Source organism: Amycolatopsis roodepoortensis, from assembly GCF_014873915.1.
GTDB classification, from domain to species: domain Bacteria; phylum Actinomycetota; class Actinomycetes; order Mycobacteriales; family Pseudonocardiaceae; genus Amycolatopsis; species Amycolatopsis roodepoortensis.
Genome location: NZ_JADBEJ010000002.1, coordinates 1 through 12,821, shown reverse-complemented (window position 1 = coordinate 12,821; position 12,821 = coordinate 1). Strand labels below are relative to the sequence as shown.

Sequence of the window (12,821 nt, the reverse complement as noted above, 5' to 3'; positions counted from 1 at the left end):
AGAAGCTGTCCGTAAGTAGGGGGTTTCGGAGAATGACGCAAGAGTCAGGGGGAAAGATGATCACATCGGAGGAACGTGCTGGACATCGTTCGGCTCTCACGGTAGGCGCGTGGGAGCTGTGGAAGCGGCCTAAGCACTGGATCGCCTACACCGGGCTGTCCGTCGCGACGATGCTGGCACTGACGGGGGTCTTCGCCGCATCCATCGCCATCACGTCTTCGCAGGTCCTGCTGTGTTTCCTGCTCGCCGGGCTCGCCATCGCGCACACCGAGGCGACCCGCCGGATCGAGCGCCAGCGCCGCAGCATGAGCGTCACCCCGCATATCAACATGACCTCGGTCTGGGTCCTGCCCGGCGCGATTCTACTTCCGCCGCAGTTGACCGCGCTTCTCGTGACCGTGATCTATCTTCACCTCGGATACCGCAGCTGGGCAGGCCTTCACACGGTCAATCCCCACCGAACTGTGGCGAACGCCACATCCATGACGCTGACCGCGTTCGCCGCCTGGGCGGCCGTCCAGGTCGTCGGCGCGGACACGGCGTCGGTCACGTCGATCTGCGCCGCGAGCCTCGTCTTCTTCCTGATGAACGCCGTCTTCACCGGCACCGGCCTGTACTTCGCGGCGCCCAAGAAGGCGACCGTCCAGACGCTCCTCGGCTCCTGGGACGACAACATCCTCGAGGCCTCGACGGTCTGCATCGGCGCGCTCGTGCTCGCCGTCCTGCCGCATCAGCCGGTGCTGGTGCTGCTCGTCTTCCTGCCGCTGTACCTGCTGCAGCGCTCGGTGCTGATCAAGCAGCTGGAAGAGCTCGCGACCACCGACCAGAAGACCCAGCTGCTCAACGCCACGACCTGGCAGCAGGGCGCCGTCCGCGAGGTCGCCCGCGCCGAGCGCGAGAACGGCCAGTTCGGCGCGCTGATGATCGACCTCGACCACTTCAAGAGCATCAACGACACGTACGGCCACCTCGCGGGCGACGACGTGCTCAAGGGCGTCGCGGCGCTGGTGAAGGCCGAGACGCGGACGCAGGACCTCGCCGGGCGGTTCGGCGGCGAGGAGTTCGTCGTGCTCCTGACCTCGTCGTCGAAGCACGAATCCGTCGCGGTCGCCGAGCGTATCCGGCAGCGGATCAGCGAGATGGTCATCAGGACCCAGGACAACGAGGGCAACCCCGTGGTCATCGAACAGCGGACGGCGTCGGTCGGCGTCGCGACGTACCCGCTGGACGGCCGGACCATCGACGAGGTCATGGCCTCGGCCGACGCGTCGGTCTACGCGGCCAAACGCAACGGCCGCAACCGCGTCGTCTCGTCACCGGACCTGGCTTCGGTCACCGAAGAAGCGCTGGAGCCCGTCGCCGCTTAGCGCAGTCTTTCCATCACGTCGGCGGCCGCGGTCCGAAGCCGGACGACGCCGCCGACGGTGAATTCGGTGAGCAGGTCGATGAGCGCGTCCGCGTCGGGCGGCTCACCGTCCCAGCTCGCCTGGACGAGCGCCTCGGTCATCGCGAAGAACAACGTGACCAGGGCCTTGTCCGCGCGCCCGGAGTCGACCCCGTGGCGCGCCCAGCGTTGCCTGCTCGCCTCGGTGTAGACGCCCGCGAGCCGTTCGCGAAGGCGGGTGAGGGCCGGGTCGCCCATGCGCTCCGCCTCGCGCAGGACCGGGAAGGCGTCGGGATTCGCCGCGACGAAGGCGAACATGTTGGCGTAGTTGGCGCGCGCCCAGGACCGCAGTTCGGGCTGCGAGAGATCCAGGGCGGGCGCGCCGATCGCCTCGAAGGCCCGTTCCTCGATATCCGCGACGACCTGCGTGAACAACGTCGTGCGATCGCCGAACTGCTCGTAGACGGCCTGGCGGGAGACCCCCGCGCGCCGGGCGATCTGCTCGATCGTCGCGGCCTGCGCGCCGTGCACCGCGAAGACGCCGGCGGCCGAACTCAGCACCCGCGCGCGCTGCTCGCCGATCGGGAGTTTGCGGGGTCTCCCTCGCGGCGCCGGGCTTGACATTGTGCGCCACCTCACTGACTCTCTTTTTCGACACGTCTGTCGAAAATGTTCGTGCTCAACGAGGAGCAAGCATGCGTCCAGGATCCCGGCGCGGAGTGTCCGCCGCCGTCTCAGCGGCCACCATCGCGGCCCTGCTGACCTTCGGGGCACCGCAGGCCACGGCCGCCCCGTCCTTCTACGATCCCCCGTCGCCACTGCCCGCGGGTGCTCCCGGCGACATCATCCGGCACGAACCGTCCACCTTCTACGTCGATCCCGTGAAACTCATCAAGGCCGACGCCGACGTGCGGCGGATCATGTACCGCAGCACCGACACCCACGGCAAGGCCAACGCCGTGACCGGCACCGTCCTCACCCCGAAGAAGGCGTGGACCGGCGCGGGCGAACGGCCGGTCATCGGCTACGCGGCCGGGACGCAGGGTGTCGGCGACCAGTGCGCGCCGTCGAAAGCCCTCGCGGCGGGCATGGAGTACGAAGGGCCCTTCATCGCCGGGCTGCTGCTTCGCGGCTACGGCGTCGTCGTCACCGACTACGAGGGCCTCGGCACCCCGGGCGTCCACACGTACGTCAACCGCGTCGCCGAGGGCAACGCCGTCCTCGACTCGATCCGCGCGGCGCAGCGCCTGCCCGAAGCGAACCTGCCGGACAACGGCCCGGTCGCGACCGCGGGCTACTCGCAAGGCGGCGGGGCGTCGGCGTCGGCCGCCGAACTCCAGCCGTCGTACGCGCCCGAGCTCAAGCTGAAGGGCTCGTACGCGGGCGCCGTCCCGGCCGATCTGGCTGAGGTCGGCAAGAACATCGACGGGCACTACGCCTTCGGGTTCCTCGGATTCACGCTGGTCAGCATGGACGCGGCGTACCCGGAGCTGAACATCCCGTCCCTGCTGAACGCGAAGGGCGTCGAAGCGTTCGAGAAGGTCAAGCAGGAGTGCACCGGGGACGCGATCTTCGGACACGCCTTCACGCAGTCGAAGGACCTGACGAAGGACGGCAGGCCGCTGACCGCGTACCTCGGCGAAGAGCCGTACAAGACGCGAGTCGGCGAGCAGCTCATCGGAGCGCGGAAGCCGGGCGCGCCGACGCTGGTCGTCCACAGTGCACTCGACGACATCGTCCCCTACGCGCAAGGGCGGACAATGGCGCGCTCGTGGTGTGCGAAGGGCGCGAAGGTGCAGTTCTCGACTTCGCTGGTCCCGACGCACGTCGGCGGGGCGATCCGGGCCTTCCCGGAGGCTTTCGCTTGGCTTGAGGGACGCTTCGCGGGGCTGCCGGCCGTGGGGAACTGCGGGCTGTTCTAGGGCTCGTGAGTGGTAAGGACGGCTCTAGCTGAACCTGTCTTATGTACCTACTGTGGATCACATGGGATTCAGTCATCAGGTTAGTGCAGGTCAGGGCGGGCGTCAGCCGGTGTTGGACTCGTATGCGCGCCTGTCGCGGAATCAGGCTGGGAAGCTGGAGAAGTGCGAGACCCAGCACGCCGACAACCGGGATGTGATCGACCGGTTGGGCGGCGTGCTGGGTGAGGAGATCTCGGACCCGAAGCTGTCTGCCTGGAACCCGAAGGTGCATCGTCCGGGCTGGGAACGGATCATGAAACGGGTCGCGGCGCGGGCGTCGGATGGGGTGGTGTTGTGGAACACCGACAGGGGTTGGCGGCAGTCGCAGGATCTTGAGGACCTGTTCAAGCTGATCGAGGGCACGGGCTATGACTCGTACACGGTGGCGTCCTCACACGGCCGCTACGACCTCACCGACTACAACGACCGGTACCAGCTACGGCAGGAGGTCGCGCACAATCAGCGCAACTCCGATGAGGCGTCTCAGCGGATCTCACGGCGGTTCGAGGTGCTGCGCAAGCGCGGTATCCCGCATCACCAGGGGCGCCGGTTCGGGTTCCCCGGTCTGGACCGGACGGTGCCGCGTGAACAGTGGCTTGACGAGGACGGGAAGGACACCCGTAAGCCGGTTCCGGCGGAGTTGGTGGAACGCGAACGCAGGGCGTTGAGGGACGCCACGGATGCGGTGTTGGCGGGGGTGTTCCAATCCACGATCGCGGATGAGTGGAACGCGGCGGGACTGCTCACGATCACGGGTAAGAGGTGGCTGCCGCGCCAGGTCGGGGAGGTACTGCTCAGGCCGATCAATGCTGGTCTGATCGAGCATGACGGCGTGGTGGTGGGCACGATGCCGGGTGAGCCGATCGTGAAACCGGAGACGTTCACCAAGCTGCGCGCGTTGTGTGCGGGGCGGACGCAGGGCCAGCATCCGAGCGGGGTCTACGTGGGGTCGGGGATCTTGCGCTGCCCGTTATGTGGGCGAGGTGTGAGCGGGCGCCCGCATTCGGGGAACTACCCAGATGGTGAGCGGCGACGGCAGTACGGGTGCTCGAAGAGTTCGGGCGGGTGCGGCAAGGTCGGCGCCGATATGCGGCGGGTGGATCGTGAATTGCGCGGGCTGGTGATTTCGCGGTTGTCGGACGCCAAGCACGCGGCGGCGATCCGGGCCGCGCGTGCGCGTGTCTCGGAACGGTTGGCCGAGATCCACATGGAACTCGGTGAGTGTGAGCGCTTGTTGAAGTCGATCGCGGCGAAACTCGGCGCGGGGAAGATGACCGAGGACGCCTATGACGCGGCCAATGAACCGCTGATGGCCACACGCGCGCGGTTGGAAGCGGAGCGGGACGAACTGACCGGCGGGAACCCGGACGGTCCTACCGAGGCGATGAGCCGTGAGGACGCGGCGGCGCAGTGGGACGCGGCCGAGTTCGATGAACGCCGCGCGATGCTTACCGACGCACTCAGCGGCGACACCCTCTATCTGGACCCTGCCGCCAAGAACGGGAAACGGCAGTTCGACCCGAAGCGGGTGCGAATCGACCCGCGCAAGCCCAAGCGCCGTACGCGCGGCCAGCACGCGGCCTGATAGAGCAACGACCCGAGGCCACACCACCCCGGAAACGGGGCGGGTGTGTCCTCGGGTCGTCGGTGTGTCAGGCCGCGCGGCGGCCTTCGTCGTTCCTCTCAGTGTTGGCGGCGCGGCGGCGTTTGTCGATGCGGTTCAGGATCACCGCGAGTGAGGTGATCCGTTCTTCGGTGAGCGGCGGGAGGTCGGCGACTTTCGCGGCCCACCGGTCAACCGCTTCGGCGTCGAGCCGGGCCTGTTCTTCGGCGTAGGTTTCCCTCCTGCGGGTGGCTTGCTGGGTGGTCTTGAGGTGGCGGTGCGGGCGTGATTGCCGGGTGGGCATGGCGGCGGTGTCCTCTCGGCGCGTGGTGCGGGAATCGGAGGTGTGGGGTCGACTGGCGGCTCCTTTCCTACGACGGGCAACGGTGCGGGAGGTACGGGTATCGACGTGGCGGCGTCGAGGTCGAACACGGCGCGTTGCCCGGCGTCGCGGCCGAGTTCCAGCGCGGCGTGCAGTGTGGCGACGACGGCGGACACGTCGAGGTACACCCGCCGTGTGCCGGGGTCGCACCATCCGCCGAACACCCGCCCCGGCAGCGCGAGGACGTGCCGGGTGCGGATGAGGTAGTCGGCGAGATCTTCGGCGGTGACATGGCCGTCGCAGATGTGTTCGTACTCGGGGTGCACGGCGACGGCGTAGCCGGTGCGGGCGGCGTCACCGGTCGCGGGATCGACGGTGAACCCGCCGTCCGGCACGGTCAGCGCGTCGGCAATCGCGGCCAGCCGCGCCGCCGACAACCCGCCTGTGCTGGTCGTGCTCTCGTGGTTGTGGGTGTGCTGGTTCATGCCGCCTCCCGGCGCGGTGTGTGACGGCGTGCGGACGTGGCGCGCCGGGGTGCGAGCTGGGTCAAGGTCCGGCGTTGCTGGTGTCCTGCGGGCAGCCATACCGCGTCCGTCGCGACCGCCGTATCGCCGGTTGCGGTGGTGGCCACGGTGACCGGTGGCCCGGTCGGCCAGCGGCGCGCCCACGCGTCGTGAAGGTTGCGTTCGCGCGCAATGCTGGGAAGTCCGAACAGGACAGGACGACGGATTCCGGAACGGGCGAGTTCGGCGTATTTGGTGATCTTGTCGGTGAGGGTGTCGAGGGTTTCGGTTCCGGTGTCGTGTTCGTAGAAGAACCCGATGGTTCCGTGCGGGTCGCTGTATTCGCCGTAGCCGTCCGGGCGGACGATGCCGCCGCACGCGTCAGCGGTGACGGCTTCGGGCGTCCACTTCCGCAAGGCGCATCCGGGGCGGGTGCGGGCGTGTCCGGCGAGGACAGTGAAGAACTCGTTCACGCCGAGCAGGTGTTCGGTGTGTGGCGAGTGCGCCAGCCGGAGAACCTTCTCCGTGACCGCCGACGGTTTCGGTAGCGGCGCGTCGGTCGCGGCAGCGTGCACCGCCGCGCCGACGTGCCCGAGGGTGTAGCGCCACGACTGGGAGCCGGGCCAGACTTCGCGCCGGAACCGCGCGAGCACGCCACGGTGATACAGCGCGGCCAGCCGGTGACGGGCGTGGTGCGGCGAGCCGAACAGCAATCGGGTGATCTGAAGTGCGGTCAGCACACGGTGCCGATCGAGGTAGCCGATCAGGTACAGATCCCGGTCGGTGAGCCCGCGTGAGCGGGCCAGCGCCTCACCGGTACTGGCGGGCTGTAGTTGCACCCTTGGGGGTTGGGGGTTGGTGTTCCTAGGAAGTAGGGGCGCGGGCATGGGTCCTCCACAGTGGACGTGCGCAGGGGTTTAAGGCGCCTCGGGCGGCAACTCGGCAGGCAACTCATAAGAGGCCCACCGAATTGCCCACCGAGTTGCCTGCTCAGTTGCTGTCGCCGAAAGCGTTGTCGTGATCGCTGTTCCAGTGCTGCCGCAGGGCTTGCGCCGCGCCGCTGGCGGCGGGCGTGGTGTCGAGCCTGCGAGCCGAAGCGCTGCCGTCCCGCAGCCGGTGTGACAGCCCGGTCCGAGCCCGCGCCGCACGCCGCACCAGCTCGCCACGGCCGGGCGGGGCGGGCGGCATCGGGAGCGTGTCCAACGTGCACGCCGGGGTGTCCCGGCCACCCGCCACGGCGCGGGCCACGATCTGGAACGCGGGGCGCCGCCGCAGGCCGTGTTCGTCGATATCGGGGGCGACGTGCCGCACCAGGCGGCGGGCGTCGTCCGGCGACACGGTGAAGTACACCTTGGTGCGGGCGTTGGCGTCGATCCCTTCCCGCACATCCGGCAGTAACTGTGCTTGGTGCTGGTGTGCCAGCACCAGTGACACCCGGTATCCCCGTGCCTCAGCCAAGGCGTCTTCCACGCCGATCGGGAGGTGCAGGAAGTTGTGACACTCGTCCACCACGACCGTCGCGTCCGGCCGCCGCTCGGGCGACCGGACGGCACGGCGGGTGATCTCCTGCCACAGTCCGGCGATCAGCAGCGACCCCACCAACCGCGACGCGTCCTCACCGATGTTCCCTTTCGGCAGACGGGCTATCAGGATGCCGCCGTCGAGCACATCGGCCAGCGTGAAACTCGACCGTGCAGCGCCGAGCAGGGTTCGGGCGAACCGTCGCGTCAGCACCCCGCGAAGCCGTGACACGACGGGCGCGCACAACTGGGCACGCTGTGCCGGGGTGGCCTCATCGAACGCCGTCCAGAACCCTTCCAGCCCGTCCGGTTCGCCGACCTCCGCCAGCACCGCGCGCCGGAACGGCGCGTGATGCAGCAGCGGCGGGATATCGGCCAGCGTCGAACCCTCACGCCGGATCAGCGTCAGGCACGCGGCGCGCATCAGGTCATCCATGCGCGGTCCCCACGACGCGGCGTAGAGACGTCGGAACACCGACACCACCCCGTCCGCGACCAGTTCCCGTTGCGTGGGGTCGGTGGCGTCGAGGACGTTGAACGCGGCGGGGGCGTCGCGTTCGTCCGGGTCGAGGATCACCAGCCGATCCCCGCAGTCGGCGGGCAGCCGGTCGATCACGTTCGAGGCGAGGTCGCCTTGCGGATCGAGCAGCACCACACCGCGTCCGGCTTCGGCTTCACCGAGGACGTGATGGGCGAGCCAGGTGGACTTGCCCACCCCGGTCACGCCTTGCACGTGAAGGTGATGCCGGGCGTCGGCAACGCTCACGCCGACCAGTTCTGACACCCCGGTGGTGGTCGCACCGAGCAGCTTCGGTGACTGGCGGCGCGGGTCGTCCCATCGCGACACGATGAGCCCGCGCCGACCGTTCCCGCCGTCACTGTGGAGGGTGGTGTCAGGCCGCATTGCGACCACCGCCGAACCCGTCGAACCCGCGCCGTCCGGGGCGGCGGTAGCGGTCACCGTCGAGCCGAGGCAAGGCACGGTCGGCCTTCCGCAACGGCGCCTCCGGGTGGGGCAAGCCATGGCTACCGGGCTGGTGCGGCAGGTGCCACACCGACGCCAGCTCACGCACGCTCGCGACGAAACCGCGCCCGTGCGCGTACCGCGCCACCTTGCCCGCCGGACGCCACACCCGAAGCCGCGCGGTGTCGTGTTCATCAGTCGCCAACGCCGCCAACACGGCGGCCAGCCCACCGGACGCGCGCCGCATCGTGCGCGGGTTGCCCTCGCCTGCGACGACCAACCGGACCGTCGTCCGCAGATGCGGCCCGGCCTTCTGCTTGGCCTCCCGCGCCCGCCGACGCGCCACGGTCACCGGGTCATCCTCACGCCGCGCGGACGACCGCGTGTCACGTCGAGAATCGTGCGACGAAGCCGACGACAACATGAGTTCCACCGCGCCGACCACGCCGCGCGGGACCGCGAGCAGAGCGGCGCCGATCAGGTTGGTCAGACCCCGCCGGCGACCCGTCCCGCGGCCACGCCGGCGACTTCCGCGGGATGGGGAAATCACGACCTGAACCGACGCGAAACGACCCGCCACCGCGTGGTCGGAAATCCCCTCCAGCACGGCGCGCAACGGTTCGTCCTCGACTGCCACCACACCGCGTTCAGGGCGATGCAGGTGATCGACCAACGGTGCCCACGGCCCCTCACTCGGCACCAGTTCCGTCGCACCGAGCACGCCCGCAGGCAACCGGGGTGCCACGGTCGGGACCAGCCCGCAACCGGGCCACGCGTGCTCCACCGCACGTGCCACCGACCGCGCCGGGCCACCACCCGGAACCCACATCCCCGCGCGAACCCGGCCATCCGGATCATCGGCCCACAACACCATCGCGACCCGCGCTCGTGCCGACACCCCGGCCAGCGTCGAAGCCATCAGCCGCCACAACGGCACCGCCCCGTCAGCGGGCAGACGATGCGGCGGAGTGATCTCGTAAAACCGCGCTCCCGCCATCTCCCGCTCACGGCGCAACCGCACCACCTGGGCAAGTACCGCACCCGCCACCAACGCCAGCACGGCGCCCACCACGAGCAGCGGCCACCAGACCGTGATCCACGCCCACAGGGTGTAGGACACCCACGCCATGAACGCGTTGAACTCGCCGGAGGGATCACACACCAACCGCGCCAATGGCGACCCCGTACACGGGTCCGCCAGCGCAAACGCGTCCCACTGCTGTTCTGTCTTGAACATGCTGCATCAACTCCTCTTAGGGCATCGCGTTGCAGCCATGCAGAATGCGGCGCAGCACGATGCAACCCCGCCCGTATCGACGCCGAACCAGCGCACGACAGTGCGCGGGTACAGCAAGCCGACAACAGCGGGATAGCTGTTTCGCTTGGCACAAAAGGGGATCAGCCGACCACGGCAGAAGATGACCGGAACACACGCACATCAGACGTGGACATCGGTCAGCAGAACGCCGTTCGGCGGGACATGTTCAGCAGCGTGGAGGGAACCATCCGGCAACGGGAACCCCGATATATGCGCGGGTACCGCCGTGCACGTGGACAAGATCGGACGCTGCGCGCCACTGGGATCTCTACTCCGGAGCTATTCCGGCCGATCAACCAAAGTGACGCCCGGTCGCGCTAGCCCGGTCACCCTGCTACGCTCCTTCCAGTCCTCTCGCGGGCAACTCGCCGACGCAACCTAGGACCCTCCAGTATTCCCATGATCAAATCTGATGCGCAATAGATCATTCGAGTGATCATGACGATGATTCTTGTCACTGTGCGTTACGGCCGTCGCTGGGGCGTGCAACCGGCTCACGGGTCGGATCGTCAGGTCATCTGCACCGTGGCATGACGGCAAGAGTCCCATAGCATGTGTCTTTATGACCGGCTTGAACTTGCGGCTACCGTCGCCCCTTATCGAGGTCCACGACGGCCGTTTGGACGCCAAAGGCGTTCGCCTTCACCTCAAGCGCGATGACCTTATTCATGCGGAGTTTCCAGGCAACAAATGGCGCAAGTTGAAATACAATCTGGATAGGGCAACGAAGGATGGCCACTCTAAACTTTTGACCTTCGGCGGCGCCTACTCGAATCATGTTCGAGCGGTGGCGGCGGCGGGCAAACACTTTGGATTTAGTACCGTTGGTGTCATAAGGGGCGAGGAACACAATCCGCTCAATTCCTCGCTAGAGTACGCCGTCGATTGCGGAATGGCGCTGACGTACATGGACCGCGAGACCTATAGGCACAAAGATGAATCGGATGTAATTGGGCGCCTGAATGCCGAGTTTGGGCGATTCTATCTAATACCAGAAGGCGGGAGTAACGCTCTCGCTCTACCTGGTTGTGCGGAGTTGATTGAAGAAATTGCGGTCGATTTCGACGTTATTTGCTGTGCATGTGGCACGGGCGGCACTCTAGCTGGCATCGCTAGCGCATTGCGCAGAGATCAGCAAGCCATAGGGTTTGCGGTACTTAAAGGCGCAGGATTCCTGGTAGACAACGTTCGCGAACTTCAAGAGCAGGCATTCGGGTACAGTAGCGACGGCTGGTCAATCGAGCTGGGATACCACTTTGGTGGGTACGCCAAAGTGGATCAGACATTAGGGCTTTTCATTGCCGACTTCGAGTCGCGTCTTGGTCTTAAATTAGACTGGGTTTACGAGGCGAAGATGATGTACGGATTGATGGATCTAATCGACCGCAACCACTTCAAAGCCGGAGCGTCGATAGTGGCCCTGATATCCTAGTTGCCATAAAGCTACTTTCTGTTGCGATATTCCCGCTGAGCGTTCTTCCCAATAGAAGAGCTTTCCAGGCTGAGCGACCACTGACCGCTATTGATGACAAACTCCCGGCCGAACCCAAGCCACATGCCGTTCATGCGTTGCGCACTCGGGTCGACAAATAGTTGCAAGGTGCCGTGATAAGTTGCTCCTTTGTAGTAGCCATGCGGTGATGTAGTTTCTCGCCAACTTCCGGTTGCCACGGAGTCGTCAACTACAAGTTCAATTCGAAGACTAGAACCAGTGGAATGCGGAAGACTCTGGCCTACTAGCTTGTTTCCCTGCTGGCGGATAACAATAAAGTGTTCGCCCACGAAATCCTTGCCACGACCACTGCTGGGATATGTATACCGGCTACGCCAAATTCCCGTCATTCCTTCCCTTTGCGAAGATAATTCCAGCGAAGAATCGGCCGGTTTTACGTCGTCCGCCAGGGCGGGCGAAGCGGCGGCAAGGGATAGACCGGCGCTCAGCTTCAGTAATAATGCCCGCCGATTAGATGATTCGCCGAGCGTGTTAGACCATTCAGCAGCAAGGCGCGCCAATTCATTCACGTCGGTCAGCTCCAAGGTTGATATTAGCTCTCCGAGGTCTTGCGCTTCATCGTTGTCGAGCGATGGACATCTTTCTTTGGAATCCTTGGAATGCGAACTAGTCCATTTGCATTGCTTTTGTAAGCTGAGTCATTGAGCGGAAGTTTGCACAATCGCCGAGCAGGTCGGATATACTGCATTCATAAAGTTCCGCGAGGCGCCCTAGAACATCAAGGGATGGCGCATGACCGGTTGAGCCAGGCCACAGCTCCCAGTATGAAAAATTCTTGAAAGTCTTTGGGTCTGCTGGCCAGCGGGCGTTCCATTGATCGGCCGCATCGCGTTGACTCCAATCGTGAACCATGCGCATCGCAGCCCTAAGGTTAACGCCATAGCGGCTACAAAATATGGCGGCGATTTCGACCCACGTTTTGTGGTCGGCACGTTGAGCGGCGACCACTTCTCGCTGCTCTTGTCGCAGACTTCGCAGAGCTGATGGCATTACGGCTGTCTCCTCTCGCCTGTGAACATGGACCGTAGTACCACGTCCACCCTTGCAAGACGTACCGGTTGAACAGGGACATAGTGTCCCACAAGATCACGGTACTACGGGGTGTCTTGTCGCGCTGACCTGCTGTTTCGTAGACGCAAGTACGGCTCGACCGATAACTCTTTAGGAGGGCGGACAGGATGACTCAGGCGAGTTCTGCGACCGACGGGCCGCTGTGCTTCATGTTCGACAATCGAGGCCATCGGGTAGGTGGCGAGATAGACATCGCGAACCGCAAGCACGCCACGACGATCGCGGACATGACCCCCGAGGATTGGGCGGACGCTGCTCGGATGCTTCGCGAGTGGGAAGCGGGACGGCGCCGTGAGCAGTGCTGAAGCACTCGGGGGTCAGGCGGCAACCCACGAGCCTCCGGGCGACCGTTTTGAGGTCGCAGTGGACGGCCTGACGTGGTCACAGTGCCTCCCGCGTTACCGGCGGGCATTACCAGGACTGATGCTGTCGGATGGCCTGACGCAAGTTACTTTCACGGCGGGAGCGCGGCGACATGAAGCGCAAGCAGCCAGAGAATTCGCGATCAGCTTGGCCTTAAATGCACTTGCATTCGCGCACGAATGCAACAAGAGGCTGACTCTTTGCACTAATGATTGGCCTGAAGATGACAAAGATTTCTAATCGTGCCTTGCACGTACATTCTCGGGCCATGCGCGACACGCGTTCGAAGTGTATTCGCT

The 12,821-nt window shown here is 65.7% G+C and carries 11 protein-coding genes; 5 read left to right on the top strand and 6 right to left on the bottom strand.

All coding sequences use genetic code 11. From position 1 onward, the window contains the following. Positions 1-56: 56 nt before the first annotated feature. Positions 57-1,367, top strand: a complete 1,311-nt coding sequence (locus H4W30_RS09135; RefSeq protein WP_192742503.1) for a GGDEF domain-containing protein — start codon at positions 57-59, stop codon at positions 1,365-1,367. Here H4W30_RS09135 and H4W30_RS09130 read toward each other — a convergent pair. Next, entirely contained in the window at positions 1,364-1,945 is a 582-nt protein-coding gene (locus H4W30_RS09130) for a TetR/AcrR family transcriptional regulator (RefSeq protein ID WP_192742638.1), read from the bottom strand. The two genes, H4W30_RS09135 and H4W30_RS09130, sit on opposite strands and share 4 nt — an antisense overlap. Positions 1,946-2,079: 134 nt before the next feature. On the opposite strand from H4W30_RS09130, the gene H4W30_RS09125 reads away from it, so the two are divergent. Together H4W30_RS09125 and H4W30_RS09120 are read left to right on the top strand one after the other, a co-directional pair. Beyond that, a complete protein-coding gene (locus tag H4W30_RS09125; RefSeq protein WP_192742502.1) occupies positions 2,080-3,306 on the top strand; it encodes a lipase family protein in 1,227 nt (408 codons plus the stop codon). Between the two features lie 109 nt (positions 3,307-3,415). Next, positions 3,416-4,930 carry a recombinase family protein gene (locus H4W30_RS09120; RefSeq protein ID WP_318780563.1) on the top strand — a complete coding sequence of 505 codons (1,515 nt, stop codon included), beginning with the start codon at positions 3,416-3,418 and terminating at the stop codon, positions 4,928-4,930. Positions 4,931-5,071: 141 nt separating this feature from the next. Here H4W30_RS09120 and H4W30_RS09115 read toward each other — a convergent pair whose 3' ends face one another. The 4 genes from H4W30_RS09115 to H4W30_RS09100 form a co-directional block, all read right to left on the bottom strand. After that, complete coding sequence (locus H4W30_RS09115; protein ID WP_192742354.1) at positions 5,072-5,755, bottom strand: hypothetical protein; 684 nt, start codon at positions 5,753-5,755, stop codon at positions 5,072-5,074. After that, complete coding sequence (locus H4W30_RS09110; protein WP_192742355.1) at positions 5,752-6,612, bottom strand: replication-relaxation family protein; 861 nt, start codon at positions 6,610-6,612, stop codon at positions 5,752-5,754. Before H4W30_RS09110 ends, H4W30_RS09115 begins: the two co-directional genes overlap by 4 nt. 151 nt (positions 6,613-6,763) lie before the next feature. After that, the gene (locus H4W30_RS09105; RefSeq protein WP_192742356.1) at positions 6,764-8,197 is read right to left on the bottom strand and encodes a type IV secretory system conjugative DNA transfer family protein; all 1,434 of its coding nucleotides are present in this window, start codon (positions 8,195-8,197) and stop codon (positions 6,764-6,766) included. Further along, positions 8,187-9,494 (bottom strand): hypothetical protein, encoded by a 1,308-nt coding sequence (locus tag H4W30_RS09100; protein ID WP_192742357.1) that lies wholly within the window; start codon positions 9,492-9,494, stop codon positions 8,187-8,189. Before H4W30_RS09100 ends, H4W30_RS09105 begins: the two co-directional genes overlap by 11 nt. Positions 9,495-10,137: 643 nt before the next feature. Between H4W30_RS09100 and H4W30_RS09095 the strand changes: the two genes are divergently transcribed. Continuing rightward, a complete protein-coding gene (locus H4W30_RS09095) occupies positions 10,138-11,007 on the top strand; it encodes a 1-aminocyclopropane-1-carboxylate deaminase/D-cysteine desulfhydrase (RefSeq protein WP_192742358.1) in 870 nt (289 codons plus the stop codon). A gap of 11 nt (positions 11,008-11,018) precedes the next feature. Here the strand turns inward: H4W30_RS09095 and H4W30_RS09090 are convergent, their stop codons facing one another. Next, the gene (locus H4W30_RS09090) at positions 11,019-11,612 is read right to left on the bottom strand and encodes a hypothetical protein (RefSeq protein ID WP_192742501.1); all 594 of its coding nucleotides are present in this window, start codon (positions 11,610-11,612) and stop codon (positions 11,019-11,021) included. A gap of 696 nt (positions 11,613-12,308) precedes the next feature. Here H4W30_RS09090 and H4W30_RS09085 point away from each other — a divergent pair. After that, the gene (locus H4W30_RS09085; protein ID WP_192742360.1) at positions 12,309-12,464 is read left to right on the top strand and encodes a hypothetical protein; all 156 of its coding nucleotides are present in this window, start codon (positions 12,309-12,311) and stop codon (positions 12,462-12,464) included. Positions 12,465-12,821: the final 357 nt, after the last annotated feature.